The 16,595-nt window shown below is 59.9% G+C and carries 11 protein-coding genes; 1 reads left to right on the top strand and 10 read right to left on the bottom strand.

All coding sequences use genetic code 11. From position 1 onward, the window contains the following. Positions 1-14: 14 nt before the first annotated feature. The 9 genes from Q7T64_RS03790 to Q7T64_RS03750 form a co-directional block, all read right to left on the bottom strand. On the bottom strand, positions 15-1,703 hold the full coding sequence (locus Q7T64_RS03790; RefSeq protein ID WP_304791473.1) for an ABC transporter ATP-binding protein: 1,689 nt from the start codon (positions 1,701-1,703) through the stop codon (positions 15-17). A 92-nt stretch (positions 1,704-1,795) separates the two neighbouring features. Next, positions 1,796-2,893 (bottom strand): GDP-mannose 4,6-dehydratase, encoded by a 1,098-nt coding sequence (gmd, locus tag Q7T64_RS03785; protein ID WP_304791414.1) that lies wholly within the window; start codon positions 2,891-2,893, stop codon positions 1,796-1,798. Continuing rightward, positions 2,890-3,867, bottom strand: coding sequence for a GDP-L-fucose synthase (locus Q7T64_RS03780; protein ID WP_304791411.1), 978 nt, complete (start codon positions 3,865-3,867; stop codon positions 2,890-2,892). Before Q7T64_RS03780 ends, gmd begins: the two co-directional genes overlap by 4 nt. Then, positions 3,860-5,359 carry a mannose-1-phosphate guanylyltransferase/mannose-6-phosphate isomerase gene (locus Q7T64_RS03775; RefSeq protein WP_304791407.1) on the bottom strand — a complete coding sequence of 500 codons (1,500 nt, stop codon included), beginning with the start codon at positions 5,357-5,359 and terminating at the stop codon, positions 3,860-3,862. Before Q7T64_RS03775 ends, Q7T64_RS03780 begins: the two co-directional genes overlap by 8 nt. A 378-nt stretch (positions 5,360-5,737) precedes the next feature. Continuing rightward, positions 5,738-6,643 carry a fumarylacetoacetate hydrolase family protein gene (locus Q7T64_RS03770; RefSeq protein WP_304791404.1) on the bottom strand — a complete coding sequence of 302 codons (906 nt, stop codon included), beginning with the start codon at positions 6,641-6,643 and terminating at the stop codon, positions 5,738-5,740. 163 nt (positions 6,644-6,806) lie between these two features. Continuing rightward, the gene (gene ycaO / locus Q7T64_RS03765; protein WP_304791401.1) at positions 6,807-8,540 is read right to left on the bottom strand and encodes a 30S ribosomal protein S12 methylthiotransferase accessory factor YcaO; all 1,734 of its coding nucleotides are present in this window, start codon (positions 8,538-8,540) and stop codon (positions 6,807-6,809) included. A gap of 208 nt (positions 8,541-8,748) precedes the next feature. Then, positions 8,749-9,075, bottom strand: coding sequence for a helix-turn-helix transcriptional regulator (locus Q7T64_RS03760; RefSeq protein ID WP_304791398.1), 327 nt, complete (start codon positions 9,073-9,075; stop codon positions 8,749-8,751). Beyond that, the gene (gene arsJ, locus Q7T64_RS03755; protein ID WP_304791395.1) at positions 9,072-10,319 is read right to left on the bottom strand and encodes an organoarsenical effux MFS transporter ArsJ; all 1,248 of its coding nucleotides are present in this window, start codon (positions 10,317-10,319) and stop codon (positions 9,072-9,074) included. Before arsJ ends, Q7T64_RS03760 begins: the two co-directional genes overlap by 4 nt. A gap of 2 nt (positions 10,320-10,321) precedes the next feature. Next, positions 10,322-11,365 (bottom strand): ArsJ-associated glyceraldehyde-3-phosphate dehydrogenase, encoded by a 1,044-nt coding sequence (locus Q7T64_RS03750; protein WP_304791392.1) that lies wholly within the window; start codon positions 11,363-11,365, stop codon positions 10,322-10,324. A gap of 499 nt (positions 11,366-11,864) precedes the next feature. On the opposite strand from Q7T64_RS03750, the gene Q7T64_RS03745 reads away from it, so the two are divergent. Next, positions 11,865-14,594: an EAL domain-containing protein gene (locus Q7T64_RS03745; protein WP_304791388.1), complete on the top strand. Its 2,730-nt coding sequence runs from the start codon at positions 11,865-11,867 to the stop codon at positions 14,592-14,594. Between the two features lie 41 nt (positions 14,595-14,635). Here Q7T64_RS03745 and Q7T64_RS03740 read toward each other — a convergent pair whose 3' ends face one another. Beyond that, a complete protein-coding gene (locus Q7T64_RS03740; RefSeq protein WP_304791385.1) occupies positions 14,636-16,420 on the bottom strand; it encodes a bifunctional diguanylate cyclase/phosphodiesterase in 1,785 nt (594 codons plus the stop codon). Positions 16,421-16,595: the final 175 nt, after the last annotated feature.

Below are 16,595 nucleotides of genomic sequence, written 5' to 3'. Positions count from 1 at the left end.
CCAAAAAACAGGCGCTAACTGGCCCGACTTTCAATAATGTCGGCATACGTCCCGACTCTTGCAATTTCGCCGTTATCGAGTTCGACAATCCGGGTGCAGTTTCTGAGTGTTGTCAGGCGATGCGCAATCATGATGACCGTTACCTCATTCCCGAGATTTTCTATTGCCTGCATGACCGCCTGTTCAGTCTCATTGTCGAGCGCACTGGTGGCCTCGTCAAAGATGATCACATCTGCCTGTTTGTACAGAGCGCGCGCAATGCCGATGCGCTGACGTTGCCCGCCGGAAAGCTTGACGCCCCGTTCGCCGACCATAGTATCGTATCGCCCCGTCCACGACTCGATGTCGTCCGCAATCTGAGCTTTGCGGGCGGCCGACTTGACGCGATCCAGGTCGACTTCGTGGCGAGGCAAGCCAAAAGCGATGTTTTCCGCAATCGTTGCATCCGACAGGAAAATCGCCTGGGGAACGTGCGCAATGTGCGCCTGCCAGGCCGGCTGGTTGGCCGCTGTCAATGCCGCATCATCGATGACCAGGCTCCCCGTCGTGGGAGACAGCAGCCCCATCAGGATATCGAGCAAGGTGCTTTTGCCGCTGCCGGTGGTGCCGATAAAGCCGATTCGCCCGCCCTTGGGCAGGGACAAACAGATATTGCGCAGCACGTAAGGCGACTGCGGGTTGTATTGGAATGCGATATTTTCAAGCCGGATTTCACGCTGGTACGAAATTTCTGAAAACCTGCGTGGCAAACCGATTGATTCGGGAAGTGGCTGGTCGAGCAGGTCCAGGATATCCCTGAGCGACTCGCGCGCGCCCTGGATCAGCGCCCAGCTTGAGTATGCCTGTTGCAGAACGGGCAATAACTTTTGCGCGCCGATCGCCAGCGCGCCAAGGATAGGAATGACGGTGACAATCCCGCCGGGCCGGGTGGAAAGCGAATAGGCAATCGCCGCAATCACCACGATGCCGAGTGCTTCGATCGTGAACTTGGGCGCCGTGCTGATTATCTGGATGCTTGCCTGCGCGCTTCTTAACCGGACTTCAGCATTGCGATAGGCCGTGGTGTAAGTCTGTTGGGTGCCGTCAAGAAGGACATCGCGAATGCCGCCGAGCCCCTCTTGCAAGACTTTGACAACTTCATTGGAAGACTGGCTGATCCGCAAGCTGTCGCGGGCGAGGCGCTTTTTGGTAACGAATACAATCAGCGCGTAAATGGTGCCGAAGCCAAGGAATGAAGACAAGGCGACCACCGGATCGAACATGATCAGTGCGACCAGGATCGTCGCCGTGATGAGGGTCGAACTGACCACCAGCAAAAGCGGGCCGATGGTGGCGCCGATACCGCCGTTTACTTTGGTCAATATGCTCGAAATGATCTCGCTGCTATTCCTGGCAATGTGGGCAGCATACGGCTGGTGAAGTGTCCTCCAATAGGTGTCCACTGCCATTTCCGTCACGATTCCCATACTGATCCGTGTTTGCAGCCAGACCAGCGAAAAACGGACAATCGCCGAAAGAATGACCGCCGTAACGAAGACCAGCGTTGTCGGCAACAGTAAATCCCGCGGGCTATTCAGATTAAAAAAGACCGCCAGGGGCTGGACAAACTTGTGCGCGTAGATGACCTCGGGGGTCGTGAGAACGCCAAGGAACGGGATCACCATGCCGATACTGAATAGTTCAGCAAACGAGGCGGCAAACATCACGCAAAGGAGCGCGCCCAGTTGTATGCGCCTGGCCGGCGCAATGTGACGCCATAAGCGCTTCAGTAATATGAGCATTCTGTGTGCGCGGACTATTCGTTATAGTCCATCGTCTTGAATCCATGCTGCTTGACGAGTTCGTCGCGCTCAGCGGCCTTCAAGTCTTCCCGCACCATTTCACAGACCAGTTCATTGAAGCTGATCTTCGGCGTCCAGCCGAGCTTCTTCCTGGCTTTGCTCGCATCGCCCAGCAAGGACTCGACTTCGGTCGGGCGGAAGTATTTGGGGTCGATGGCGATGATGGTCTTGCCGCTGGCGTCGATGCCGGTTTCGGCTATGCCGGCCCCTTCCCAGCGGATCTTGATGCCGATTTCCTCGGCCGCAGCATTGACGAAGTCGCGCACGCTGTATTGCACACCCGTGGCAATCACGAAGTCTTCAGGCTGCGCTTGCTGCAGCATCAGCCACTGCATTTCCACATAATCCTTGGCGTGGCCCCAGTCGCGCCTGGCGTCCAGGTTGCCCAGGTACAGGCGGTCTTGCAGGCCGAGCTTGATCCGGGCCAGCGCCCGGGTGATCTTGCGGGTGACGAATGTCTCGCCGCGGATCGGACTTTCATGGTTGAAGAGGATACCGTTGCAGGCATACATGCCATACGCTTCGCGGTAGTTCACGACGATCCAGTAGCCGTACAGCTTGGCGACCGCATACGGGCTGCGCGGATAGAACGGGGTCGTCTCTTTTTGCGGCGTTTCCTGCACCAGTCCATACAGTTCGCTGGTCGACGCCTGGTAGAAGCGCGTCTTTTTCTCCAGGCCGAGGATGCGAATTGCTTCAAGCACGCGCAAAACGCCCAGTGCATCCGAGTTCGCGGTGTACTCGGGCTCTTCAAAGCTGACAGCCACATGCGACTGGGCTGCGAGATTGTAAATTTCGTCCGGCTGGGTTTGCTGGATGATGCGTATCAGGCTGGATGAATCAGTCATGTCGCCGTGATGCAGGAAGAAACGCACATGCTGTTCATGCGGATCCTGGTACAGGTGGTCGATCCGGGCCGTATTGATCAGCGAGGTCCGGCGCTTGATGCCATGAACGATATAGCCCTTGTCGAGCAAGAGTTCGGCAAGATAGGCGCCGTCCTGTCCGGTTACGCCAGTGATCAGTGCGACTTTTTGCGGATTCTGGCTCATTGGACAATGTCTCGTTGTGAATTTTGCAGGAAGTCGCGGTAGGCGTCGGCCAGGCCCGGTTCGAGCGCGATCGTGGCGTGCCAGCCGAGATTATTGAGACGGGTGCTGTCCATCAGCTTGCGCGGTGCGCCGTCCGGTTTGCTGGTGTCGAAATCGATCCGCCCTTCGTAGCCGACCACGCGCGCAACCGTTGCGGCGAGTTCGCCGATGGTGACGTCGACACCGGACCCGACATTCAGGTGGCTTTGCATCGGACTGGTGTTGGCGGCATGGATGGCAAGGTCGAGGTTCATGGTGTGCACGCAGGCCGCCGCCATGTCGTCGACATGCAGGAATTCCCTTCTTGGCGTTCCGGTACCCCAGATCGCGACCGACGCCGCCCGCGCCGCTTTGGCTTCATGGAAGCGGCGGATCAAGGCCGGTATCACGTGTGAATTTTCAGGATGGTAGGAGTCGCCCGGGCCATAAAGGTTCGTCGGCATGACACTTCGGTAATCCACGCCATGGGTGGCGCCGTACTGACGGTTGTAACTTTCACACAGCTTGATGCCGGCGATTTTTGCGATCGCGTATGGCTCATTGGTCGGTTCAAGTACGCCCGTGAGCAGTGCGGACTCCTGCATCGGCTGCGCTGCCAGGCGCGGATAAATGCAGCTGGAGCCGAGGAACAGAAGCTTTTTGACGCCATTCCGGAAAGCGGCCTCGATCACATTGGCCTGGATCATCAGGTTCTGGTAAATGAATTGCGCCGGGTAGGTGTCGTTGGCATGGATGCCGCCGACTTTTGCCGCAGCCAGGTAAACCTGGGTGGGTCGCTCTGCCGCAAAGAAGCGATTGACGGCGTCCTGGCTGCAGAGATCGAGTTCGGCATGTGTGCGCGTGAGCAGGGTGGTTGGCGCACCCGCCTGCAGGCGACGGACAATTGCCGATCCCACCATGCCGCGATGGCCGGCCACGAAAATCCTGTCACCCATTGCGCTTGTCCCCGTTTTTGTCGTTGTCCTTGCCATTGCCATTGCCAATGCCATTCCCGGCGCGTCCGTAATGGTCTTCAAGACGCACGATGTCATCCTCACCCAGGTAGGTGCCGGACTGCACCTCGATCATTTCCAGCATGGTCTTGCCGGGATTGCGCAGGCGGTGCACTTCGCCGACCGGGATGTAGGTTGACTGGTTTTCCGTCAGCAGGAAAGTTTCCTCGCCGCGGGTTACCTCGGCAGTGCCGCACACCACGATCCAGTGTTCGGCGCGGTGATGGTGCATCTGCAAGCTCAGGCTGGCGCCCGGCTTGACGGCGATGCGCTTGACCTGGAAGCGCTCGCCTGCGTCGATGCTGTCGTACCAGCCCCAGGGGCGCCCGACCTTGCGGTGCATGCCGGCCTCTGGTTGTTGCCGTGATTCGAGCGTGCCGACGACGTGCTTGACCTGTTCGGCATGGTCCTGATCGGCAATCAGCACCGCATCGGGCGTGTCGATGATCAGCAGGTTGGTGGTGCCCAGGGCGACCACGGTGCGGTGCGGTGCATGGATGAAGGTATTGCGCGCGCCCAGCACGACGCCGCGGCCCTCGACGCGGTTGCCGTCGCCGTCGGCCGGCGTCAATCCGGCAACGGCGTTCCAGCTGCCGACGTCGCTCCAGATGCCCGCGAACGGCACCACGGCGATGTTGTCGTTGTGCTCCAGGACCGCGTAATCGATGCTCTCTGCCCGGCATGCTGAAAACAGCGCAGCTTGCGGGCGGATAAAGTGGTGGCCGTCGCGCTTGTCGGTGTCGCAATCGGCCATCGCCGCAACGCATTGATCCAGGATGTCCGGCGCATGCTTGCGCAATGCGTCCAGCAGAACGTCGGCCCGGGCCAGGAAAATGCCGGCATTCCACAGCACGTTCCCGGCCAGCAGCAGGGCCGTGGCCTTGTCCGCGGACGGCTTTTCAATAAAGCGCAGGACAGCGCGTACATCCTTGTCCGCGCCGAGGGCGTTGCCGGCTTCGATATAGCCGTAGGCGGTGCTCGGGAACGTCGGCACCACGCCGAAGGTGACGATCGATCCGGCCAGTGCTGCGGGCATTCCTTGCTCGATCACGCGCCGGAATACGGCGCTGTCCGGTATGTGGTGATCCGCAGGGCACACCAGCAGCAGGCCATCGTCGCCCACTTCAATCGCAGCCAGTGCGATGGCGGCAGCCGTATTGCGCGCCTGCGGTTCTAGTATCACCCGGCCCTGCAGCCCGGCGTCATCCATTGCATCGGTGATCAGGAATCGATGATCTTCAGCGGCTACGCAGATCAGATTGGGGCCAAGCATCCCGACCCGCTCAAGCGTCAGGGTCAACAGGCTCTTGTCACCGATAAGCGGTACAAACTGCTTTGGAAAGCTCTTGCGGCTGAGCGGCCACAAGCGCGTGCCGGAGCCGCCGCAAAGTATCACCGGTGTCATCTTGTCTGATAGGTATCCTGCCTGGTTCATCCGGGGGTGTCCTGCCCGGGCGCATGCCGGGAATGATCGCTGGTGTTCAACATGGAGGGCAATCCACTGGGAATGACGGGGTGGCTGGTCAGTGCATTGCCAGGGGGGCTTGCTGGTATTGCATGGTGGCGGTGTTCTTTCCACGCTACCGCCATGCTGTATTGCGATCAGCAAGCGCGGGCAGGGCCAGCAGGCCGAAAAAAGGAGAGCAAAACCTGCCGAACTTTACCACAGCGCAAGGGCGGGAAAAAGGCTTGCCCCAGTCTTGCACGGCCCATTCTGGCAGTGATCGGCCATCGCCCTGATGGGTGCTAATGGATTCTGATGAGGAGTTCGCGCCGATCATGTCCGGCGCGCACGCCGGGCCAGCGCTTGGCCCTAGGCATCGTCATGCACGGTATTTTCCAGCGTTCCGATCGACTCGATCTCAATCCTCACTACATCCCCATCCTGCAAGGGGCGCGGTGGCTGCATCGCGTAGCCGACGCCGGACGGTGTTCCGGTGGCAATGATGTCACCCGGCTCCAGCGTCAGCCCGGCAGAAAGCTGGTTGATGATGGTTGCGATGTTGAAGATCATCGTTGCCGTATTGCTGTCCTGCCGGATTGCGCCATTGACCCACAGCCGTATCGCCAGCGCGTCCGGGTCGGGCACGACCGACTTGTGGGCGACCCAAGGCCCCATCGGGCAAGTCCGGTCCAGGCTCTTGCCCTTGAACCACTGGCCGTGCTTGCGCTGCAGGTCGCGCGCCGTCACGTCATTGACGATGGTGTAGCCGAATATGGCGTCAAAGGCATCTGCCACTGCAATGTCGCGGCCGCCAGCACCGACCACGATCGCCAGTTCGGCTTCGTAGTCGAGCATTTTGGTCAGGCCGGCGTAGGACGGAATGGTCGCGCCATGGCCGATCACCGTCGTTACCGCCTTGCTGAAGAACTCGATATGCTCGGGGAAGGTATTGGGGGCGATCCCTTTGGCGATATTGCCTTCGATGATGTGTTCCCGATAATTGCGCCCGACGCAAAATACATTCTTGCCCGGTCGCGGGACGGGCGCCAGCAGGCGGACATCCTCGACCGGAACGCTGGCCAGTCCGCTGTGCAGTAGTTCCCTGGCGATGGCCAAGCCCGATTCGCCCATCCGCGCCAGCTCGGCCACGTCACGCGGCGCCGATTCCGGTCCGGTGGGCCAGGCGTCGGTGAGATTGATGACCCGGGTGCAATCGGTGTCTGTTGCGCAGCCAAGTTTGGCCGAACCGTTGTGTTCAAAAACGCAGAAGTACATGGCAGCTTACCGGTGGGTTGGTGGAATGCGGCTTATTGGTGGCGCCGTGAGCATGGCTGGCCAGGCACCTTCCTGTCGTGCGCCGCGTCGGTGCGCCTTGGATATTATCGCGAGATCGCCGGCCTTGTCTGCGCACCGATGCGGCCATGCCGGGAATCGGGCATCAGTCAGGCACTGGCCGGTCCGCTTCAAACAGCTTGTCATAGGCCGCCAGCAGTGTCTGGTGCATCGCACTTCCCTGCATGTCGACGCCCAGGGGATCCAGCCCGAAGAAGCGCTCGCTGCGGGCCAGCAAGGCCTCGGCCTGGCGCACGGATTCGCTGCCGTACAGCAGCACCAGCGACCGGCGGTAGTTGTCGACATTGTCCAGGTTGAGCATGCTGGCTATGCAGCGATAGACCAGCGCCCGCGCCGGCAGCAAGTCATTGAAGTGATGCAGCCAGTCGCAGCCTTCACGCACCGCGTCCTCGTCGCCGATGGCCAGCGCCAGCAAGGTTTTCAGTTCGCCGATGCGCAATTGCTTCCATGGCGTACCGACCGGAACGGCCAGGCCGAGGATTTCCCAAAGCGGCCGTTCGTCATTCAGGTTCATGGTCTGCAGGTCGGCCAGCAAGCTCGCCGCTTCGTCGTCGCTCAGGTCGGACAGTCGCAGCAACGCCGGGCGAATCGCGTTGCCCACGCTATTGTTTTCCCACTCAAGATCCTCGACCGGATAAATCTCGGACATGCCGGGCACCAGGATGCGGCAGCTATAAGCGCCCTGCTCGCTGAAGTCGGATACATAAATATCGCGGCCTTCGCCGTGAATGCAGTCGACCAGCCAGTGATAGTCCTCTTCGGTGGTGTTGCTGAAGTTCCAGTCGGCAAACGGGAAATCCGGCGTGTCGCCCATGAAGTTCCAGCTGATCACGCCGCTGGAATCGACAAAGTGGATTTCCAGGTTGGCCACGGCATTGATTTCGCTCATGTCAAAACCGGGTTCGGGGAAGCCTTCCAGCGAATCGAGCGCGCGCCCTTGCAGCAGCTCCGTCATGGCCCGTTCCAGCGCAATCTCCAGCCGCGGGTGCGCGCCATAGCTGGAAAACACGCCTTGGTCTTTCGGGTGTACCAGCGTGACGTTCATCACCGGATACAGTCCGCCCAGCGACGCGTCCTTGACCAGTATGCCGAAACCGGCCTTGCGCAGGCCGCTGATGCCGGCCTGGATATTCGGAAAGCGCGCGATCACCTCGTCGGGTACTTCGGGCAGGCACAGTCCCTCGCTGATGACGCGGTACTTGATGTGGCGCTCGAAGATTTCCGACAGCGCCTGGGTCCTTGCTTCCATCATCGTATTGCCAGCGGCCATGCCATTGCTGACGTACAGGTTGCCAATGATATTGACCGGGATGTAGCACTGCGAGTCGTCGCGCAGGCAGGTGTAGGGCAGGGCACAGATGCCGCGCGCTACATTGCCGGAGTTCAGGTCGACCAGCACTTCGCCATCGATTTCGCCATCCGGATTGTAGAAGTCATGCAAGGCTGGATTAAGCATCTCTTCGGGCCACTTGCCATCCGCGGTGGGGGCAAACCAGCGCTCTTGCGGATAGTGCACGAAAGGACGGTTGGCGCGCGTTTCGCCGAGATAGAAATGGGTCCAGAAATAATGGGTGTTCAGGCGCTCGAAAAATTCGCCATAGGCACTGGCCCGCGCCGCCAGTTCGGTTGCGCCTTTGCCATTGGAAAACAGCATCGGGCAGTCGTTATCTTTCATGTGGGTTGACCAGATGCTGTCGACTTCATGCAGCAAGGATGACTCGTTGAGTTTGAAGCCCCGCGCCGCCAGCTTTTTTTGCATGGTGGCGATGGTCGATTCCAGCGAAGCGTCTTTTCCGGGGATGAAGCTTTCGGTCGGCATGAAAGGGTCTTTGGGTGAGGTAATGGGACGGCCGCGCGCAGGAGGCGCGAATGGCGGGACGGACATGATACCGGGAGTCGGGCCGGCTGACTGCACCCGGCTGCAGCTTGTCAGGAAGCCTGGCCTGGCGAGTCGCGGCAGCCCGGCACTCGGGCTCTCTACAACATCGGGCGCAGCACAGGCAGATGGGACTTCAACAACTGGGACTTCAACAAGTGGTGCAGGCGATGGACTGGGCGTCCAGGCACGGTTCGCCTTCGCAGCAATTAGCCGTCAGGAAGCGGAGCAAATCATTCATGTGCCCGAGCTGGGCGCGACAAATCAGATGACGTCCATCCCGTTCCTGGGTCACCAGGTCGGCGCTCATCAACTCCTTCAGATGAAAGGACAGGGAGGATGCCGGAATATCCAGGGCCACGCTGAGCTGTGACGGCGTGACGCCTTTTCGCCCCGCCACCACCAGCAGTTTGAACACATGCAAGCGCGCTGGCTGGGCAAGGGCCGCCAGCGCCCGGACCGCCTGGACATCGTTCATGGCCGCACTCCATTGGCCAGGCGATCGCCAGGATTGACCGGCAGGGCCAAGGTGACCAGCCAGCATGTGACCAGCATGGCCGCTGATCCGATCAATGCATACAGCAGGCCGCCCCACTGGTACAGCAGGCCTGAAAGCAGGGTGCCAAAGAAACGGCCCAAGGCATTGGCTGCATAGTAAAAGCCGACATCTTCGGCGGCCTTTTCACTGCCTGCATAAGCCAGGATCAGGTAGGAATGCACCGACGAGTTGATTGCGAAGGCGAAGCCGAACAGGCCAAGGCCGGTGACAACGACCCACTCCAGATGGGGCACATCAAGCGCCACGGCCATCGCCAGGCCCATTGTTACCAATGCCAGGATAGCCGACCACCGGCGCGCGGCGGGTACTTCCGCGCTCAAGCCATCACTGCTGCGCCTGACCATCTGCGGCGCCATTGCCTGCACCATACCGTAGCCGATGGTCCACACGGCGAGGAAGGTGCCCACCATCGTGAAGTTCCAGCCCACCGAATAGAGGAAGACCGGCAAGCCAACGACAAACCAGACGTCGCGCGCACCGAACAGGACCACGCGCGCCGCAGCCAATGTATTGATGCCGGGATTCTTGGCGAACAGCTCTTTGGCTGATTTGGACGCCCGGCTTTTGCCCATCATCCTGGGCAGGGAGGAAACGACACCCAGCAGAACCAGGGCCAGCACCGCGGCCATGGCCCAGAGCGAGGCCTGGAATCCGAGCGTCTGCAACAGCAGGCCGCCGACGAAAAATCCGATCCCCTTCATGGCGTTTTTGCTGCCAGTGAACCAGGCCACCCATTTGAAAAGCTGACCGCTGTCCTCCTCTTTGGCGGCCGCCTGTGTCACCTTGATTGCCGACTTGCTGGCCGTCTTGGTCAGGTCCTTGGCCACGCCGCATATCCCCTGCGCTGCCACCACCCAGGCAATCGACATCGCGGCAGTCCACGCCGGATTGAGCAGGGACAGCAGGGTGAATCCTGCGATCTGCGTGATCAGGCCCACCGTCAACATGCGCGTTATCCCGTAGCGCGTGGCCAGCCAGCCGCCAATCAGGTTGGCCAGCACGCCGGCGGCCTCGTACAGCAGGAACAGGAAAGCCAGCGTGATCGATGAGTATCCCAGGCGGTAAAAGTGCAACAGCACCAACATCCGCAGGGCGCCATCCGTTAGCGTGAAGCCCCAGTAGGCTGCCGTGACGATGGCGTAGTTGCGCGCGGCGTGCTGCATGGTCAGATGCCTGCTTTGTGCAGGTGGCAAGCCAGGTCGACCATGCGGCAAGCGTAGCCCATTTCATTGTCGTACCAGGCGTACACCTTGAGCATGGTGCCGTCCGTGACCATGGTCGACAAGGCGTCCACGATGGCGCTGCGCGTATCGCGGGCGTAGTCCGCGCTGACCAGCGGGCGTTCTTCGTAGCCCAGGATGCCCGCCAGTGCGCCTTCGGAGGCGGCCTTGAACAGGGCGTTGACTTCGTCGGCGGTGGTCGGACGCGCAAGTTCAAACACGCAGTCGGTCAGCGATGCATTGAGCACCGGGGCCCGGATAGCATGGCCGTTGAGCTTGCCCTTGAGCTCAGGGTAAATCAGTGCGATGGCCGTCGCGCTGCCGGTGGTTGTGGGCGCAAGGCTCAACATCGCGCTGCGCGCACGGCGCAAGTCCTTGTGGGGCGCATCCACCACCAGATTGGTATTGGTGGGATCGTGGATGGTCGTGATCTGTCCGTGCCTGATGCCCAGGTTTTCGTGCACCACCTTCACCACCGGCGCCAGGCAGTTGGTGGTGCAGGAGGCTGCTGTAACGATCCTGTTTTTTGCCGGGTCGTAGAGATGCTCGTTGATGCCGACCACGATGTTTAGGACATCGCCGGTCTTGACCGGGGCGGCAACGATGACGCGTTTGGCACCCCGGTCAAGGTGGCCCTGGATCGTCTCTGGCGTCAGGAACTTGCCGGTGCACTCCAGAACCAGGTCCACTCCCAGGTCGCCCCAGGGGATATCGGCCGCCTGCGCGTGGCTGCTGAAGGAAAGCTTGCGCTCGCCGATGCGGATGCGGTCCTCGCCCTCGGCGGCAATATCGGCACGCCATTTACCCTGGACACTGTCGAATGCCAGCAGATGGGCCGTGGCGGCGGCCCCGCCCTTGAGTTCGTTCAAGTGGACGACTTCGAGGCGATTGCCTGCGCGTGGATCGTCCGGCTGGCGCTCCGCCGCCCCCATTGCAGCGCGGAGCGCCAAGCGGCCGATACGGCCCATGCCATTGATGCCGACTTTCATAAGGCTCCTGAGTATTTTATATTTCGAGAATTATCGAATTATCTCAGGTGATTGTGACTGTCGTGTGACGCAGGCCGGATTGAAGCGCCGGAATTGCGGGCAAGCTGAACTCCCGCGCTGGCTCGCTGCGCCGGTGGCGGTATCCCCGACGCTGCCGGAAAAAGCATGGTACTTCCACGAGCTTTCTCATTGAGTTGAATCAGTGGTAACTTCTTGTATTGAAGGGGCGATTCCCGGGCCGAAGTCACGGCTTGGCAGTCTTCGCCGTTTGACGATTCACAGGGCAGCTTTGCCGACATGGTGCAGGTCAAAAATTTTGCAGGGCTTGGGATGGACGATTCGGAGATGAAATTGTCGCCGTCTGATCGTAGCGCCAATGGCGCAGGGGCTGCATTTGTCTGACTCGAAGAGTGTGGAGCAGCCAGGCGATTCCGACCGGCCTCCCGCCAAACCGGACCTGGCTTTTGCCGCGGCATCCGGTTATCCGATCCGGCTGGCCTTGCTGGGGCTGGTCGCCATACCCATGTTCGCCTTGATTGCGGTGCTGGCGTATGACACCTATCGCCAATATACAAGCGACGTCGCCAAAGCCTATCAGACTGCGCGGACAATCCGTTCCTTGTCCGGGGCGAAGACCGAGCAATTCCTGGCCAACGCCGAAGTGCTCCTTTCAAAACTCGCGCAGCGCCCCCGGATCCGGGGATTGGACGCAACCCGGTGTGATCCCCTGCTTGCGGAATTAAGGGAGCTGCAGACGGCTTACGCCAACATACTGACGCTGGACGCAAAAGGAAGCCTGGTCTGCAGCGCCGTTGGCAGGATGCCGGGGCCGGGTGCGGGACCTGATCCAAAGTATTACTTCTCCGAAGTCATGCGGACCGGAAAATTTACGATCGGCAAACCGGCCAGAGGATTTATCACGGACCGATGGGTCGTGACGCTGGCCTATCCGATCCGGGACGACGCCGGGAAACTCAATGGTGCCGTGGCGATCTCGATCGACCTGACCAGCTACCAGCTGGTGTTTTCCTCAAAAGATATGCCGCCCCGGACGGTGATCGGCATTCTGAACAGCGATGGAACCATCATTGCCCGTTCGGAGCATGCGGATCAGCGCGTAGGAAAACAGGCGGCCAATCCCGAAACAACAAAGAGCGTGCTGAGATTGCGGGAAGGGGACTTGCGCGTACGCGATTTCCAGGGCGTTGAACGTTTTTACAGCTTCGCTCCCATCGCCAATTCGGATTGGTTCATCTATGTCGGCCTGGACGAGGCCGCTGCAATCGCGCCGGTGATGCAGTTGGCATTGGAGCATATTGCCTTGGTCATCTCGCTGCTGCTGGCGCTGACGGCAATCACGGCCATGGTGGCACGGCGCCTGGCACGGCCAGTCGAGGAAATTTCGAAGACGATGGAGAATGTCGGCGCGGGCGCCATCCATGAGCGCGCCGCCCTGGCCGGCCCGGCCGAGCTTCGCCAGATAGCCGCGCGACTCAATGCGATGCTGGATGCGCGGGCACAGGCAGAGGCAACATTGCGCCAGAGCGAGGAGCGCTTTCGTACGGCTTTCCGTACCAGCCCGGACTCGCTCGTTATTACGACCACCCATGATGGACGCTACCTGGAGGTCAATGACGGACAAACGCTGATGGTCGGCTGGTCACGTGAAGAGCTCATCGGCAAGACCGAGCGGGACATTAAAGTCTGGCGCCATGCGGAGGACCGGCAAAAGCTGGTAGAGGCCATGAAGCGGGATGGTTCTTGCACGAACCTGGAAGCCGAATTCGTCCGCAAGGATGGCAGCATGTTCACGGGACTGGTCTCTTCGCATGCGATCACCCTGGATGGGCTGCCGTGCATATTATCGATCACCAGGGACATCAGCGTACGCAAGGCCGCCGAGGAGCAGATTCACAATTTATCGTTCTTCGATCCGCTGACGATGCTGCCCAATCGCCGTCTGTTCATGGATCGGCTTGAACAGGCGCGGATTTCAAGACTGCGTCACCGGCGGGAAGGCGCGCTCTTGTTCGTCGACCTGGACGACTTCAGGATGACCAATGAAACGCTCGGTCATGAGCAGGGTGACATTTTCCTGCAGGAGGTCAGCAGACGCCTGAAAAACTGTGTTCGCCTGGGGAATACCGTGGGCCGTCTCGGGGGCGATGATTTTGTGATCCTGCTGGAAGACCTGGGCGCCACTCCCCAGGAGGCGGCCTCGCAAGCCGAAGCAATGAGCGAAAAAATCCTGTTTGCACTTGCGCAGCCCTATCTGTTCGCCAATGTGGCGCATCACCGAACCGCCAGTATTGGTATCGCCTTGTTCGGCAACCAGGTCGAGGGTTCAGATGAACCGCTGAAACGGGCAGAACTGGCCATGTATCAAGCCAAGGCCGCGGGGCGCAACACTTTGCGGTTTTTCGACCCGGAAATGCAGGCTGCGGTCAGTACACGCGTCGCCATGGAGGATGGGCTGCACGAGGCTATCGAAAATAATCAGCTCGTCCTGCATTACCAGGTCCAGGTAACGGATCCAGGCCAGGTGACTGGAGTTGAAGCGCTCGTACGTTGGCGCGATCCCGTGCGCGGAATGATCTTTCCAGCGGATTTCATCCCGTTGGCGGAGAAATCCGGCCTGATCCTTCCGCTTGGCCGGTGGGTGCTGGAAGCTGCCTGCGCACAACTCGCACTTTGGGCTGGCCGGCCTGGACTGGCGCACCTCTGCGTGGCCGTCAACGTTAGCGCGCGTCAGTTCCATCAGGACGATTTTGTCGATCAGGTCCTGTCCGTACTCAAGCGCAGCGGAGCCGACCCCCATCGGCTGAAGCTGGAAATGACGGAAAGCACGCTGATCGACAGCGTCGAGAAGGTGATTGCGAAGATGAGCGTACTGAAAGAAATTGGCGTTGGTTTTTCGCTCGATGATTTCGGCACCGGTTATTCGTCACTTTCGTACCTGAAGCGCCTGCCGCTGGATCAACTCAAGATTGACCAGGGGTTCGTCAGGGACATACTGATCGATCCGAACGATGCGGCCATTGCCAGGATGATCATCGCGCTGGCTGCAAGCATGGGCTTGACGGTGATCGCCGAGGGTGTGGAAACCGCTGCGCAGCGCGACGTCCTGGCAGATCTGGGCTGCAGCACTTATCAGGGATTTTTCTTTGGCCGGCCGATGCCAGCGCAAGATTTTGAAGCGTTCATGCAAGGGAGCGGATCGCGTTCGTGAGCGTCCAAGGTAACTGCTGCGCGGGCACCAGGCAGATCAAATCAGCGTTGGTTCTGGCCCCGGCCTGCCGCAACGTATTTTTGGCTGCGCACTATGCTTGGCTTTTCCAGGTCCGCCATATCTTCCGCGCCGCCGGTTGGCAGCAACTTGGCCAGGGCATCGGCGGGCATGGGGCGGCCGAAATGGTAGCCCTGGCCCTCGTCGCAATTCTGGGCCAGCAGAAACGTGCTCTGCTCCAGCGTTTCAACCCCCTCCGCGATGACCCGTTTCTTGAGGCTTTTACCCATGCTGATCACTGCACTCACGATGGTGGCGTCGTCCTCGTTGCTGGTCATATGCTGGACGAAGGACTGGTCGATCTTCAGGGTATCGATTGGAAATCGCGTCAGGTAACTCAGACTGGAATAACCGGTGCCGAAGTCGTCGATCACAAGCTTTACGCCCAGGCTTGCAAGCGCCTGTAGCTCGGAATTGGTCACCTCACCATCAGACATGAGCACGCTTTCAGTCAATTCGAGTTCCAGGTACCGGGATTCGAGGCCTGTATCCTCGAGCGTTGCGCGTATGTTTTCGATAAAATCCTTGGCCCTGAATTCGAGCGCGGAAGTGTTGACCGCAACCGCCACGGGCAACAAGCCAGCATCCAGCCAGGCCCGGGTCTGGCGACAGGCTTCGCGCAGTGCCCAGCGGCCGATCGGCACGATCAGTCCACAGTCTTCGGCGATAGGTATGAATTGCGCTGGCAACTGCATTCCGCGCTCCGGGTGCTGCCAACGGATGAGCGCCTCGACACCGACGATCGCGCCATTGCGAAGATTCACTTTCGGCTGGTAATGCAACACAAAGTCCTGCCGGGCCAAGGCGCCGCGCAGGCTGGATTCGATCGATTGCCGATTGACGGCTCGAACATTCATTTCATCTTCGAAGAATTGATAATTGTCACGCCCATTTTCCTTGGCATGGTACATCGCCGTGTCCGCGCTCTTGATCAGGGTGTCCGCATCTTGACCATCGTCCGGGTAAACGCTGATTCCGATACTCATGCTGACATGGAGATCGTGCCCTTCGATGCGGTGAGGCAGCGCGAGGGCGTCGATCATTTTTTGCGCAGAGAGCGCCGCGTCCTCTGCATGCTCGACAGAGGACAGCAGCAACACGAATTCATCCCCTCCCTGGCGGCTGACTGTGTCCGAGTGACGCACGCATGTGATCAGGCGTCGCCCGACCGATTTCAGTAGCTGGTCGCCGACCGCATGCCCCAAGGAATCGTTGATGTGCTTGAACCGGTCCAGGTCCATGAACATCACGGCCAGTTTCTGTCCGCGACGACGGGCCAGCTCAATCGCCTGCCCGAGCCGATCCAGCAGCAGCATTCGGTTGGGCAAATTGGTGAGCACGTCGTGATGCGCAAGATGATCGATCTGGGCCTTCGCCGCTTCGGCTTGTTCAGCCAATTCGTGCGCTTCGATTGCAGCAATAACCAGGCGTGCATTGGCTTGCCGCACCAGTTCCATGCGCTCGTCGGTCGTTGCCAGTGTGGACTCCGCAGTCTGGATTTCCTGCTCACGCGAGATGGCTTTCCCTTCGCGCAGATCAGCGGCGGCGTCGCGTGAAACGGCCTTCCCTTCGCGCAGATCGGCAGCATATTCGCGCGCAGTCGCCAGATTTTCCCGATTCAGAATTGCTTCTTCGCTGTTGCGGAGGGCGCTTTCCTTGCCGGTGACCTGTTGTTTCAAGTCAGCTGGCAACGGGGCCTTTTGCCGGTTTGCTACATCCATTTTGATTGAGTCATTGGTACCAGTAGCATTGTCGTCAGGATTTTTCACTATCGCCCTCCATCGCGTGGCCATTCCAGTCAGCGTCTGAATCTGGACGGGGCGGAAACGATTCCAGCATCATTGAATGCGGTCTCGCAGGATATGGCATGGTGCCATCGTCCTGAACTAGGACATTCGAATGCGGCAAACAATCCGGACGCCGAGTGCTTTATTTTTGAACGCC

The sequence above is a fragment of the Lacisediminimonas sp. genome, assembly GCF_030645335.1.
In the GTDB taxonomy this organism is placed as follows: Bacteria; Pseudomonadota; Gammaproteobacteria; order Burkholderiales; family Burkholderiaceae_D; genus Lacisediminimonas.
The sequence above is the reverse complement of the archived record's forward strand: the minus strand, read 5'-3'. Positions and strand labels throughout refer to the sequence as shown.

Bases quoted from the DNA above. Each gene is read 5' to 3' on its own strand.
- Q7T64_RS03790 (WP_304791473.1), bottom strand. From the start codon at position 1,703: ATGTTTGCCGCCTCGTTTGCTGAACTATTCAGTATCGGCATGGTGATC.
- gmd (WP_304791414.1), bottom strand. From the start codon at position 2,893: ATGAGCCAGAATCCGCAAAAAGTCGCACTGATCACTGGCGTAACCGGA.
- Q7T64_RS03780 (WP_304791411.1), bottom strand. From the start codon at position 3,867: ATGGGTGACAGGATTTTCGTGGCCGGCCATCGCGGCATGGTGGGATCG.
- Q7T64_RS03775 (WP_304791407.1), bottom strand. From the start codon at position 5,359: ATGAACCAGGCAGGATACCTATCAGACAAGATGACACCGGTGATACTT.
- Q7T64_RS03770 (WP_304791404.1), bottom strand. From the start codon at position 6,643: ATGTACTTCTGCGTTTTTGAACACAACGGTTCGGCCAAACTTGGCTGC.
- ycaO (WP_304791401.1), bottom strand. From the start codon at position 8,540: ATGCCGACCGAAAGCTTCATCCCCGGAAAAGACGCTTCGCTGGAATCG.
- Q7T64_RS03760 (WP_304791398.1), bottom strand. From the start codon at position 9,075: ATGAACGATGTCCAGGCGGTCCGGGCGCTGGCGGCCCTTGCCCAGCCA.
- arsJ (WP_304791395.1), bottom strand. From the start codon at position 10,319: ATGCAGCACGCCGCGCGCAACTACGCCATCGTCACGGCAGCCTACTGG.
- Q7T64_RS03750 (WP_304791392.1), bottom strand. From the start codon at position 11,365: ATGAAAGTCGGCATCAATGGCATGGGCCGTATCGGCCGCTTGGCGCTC.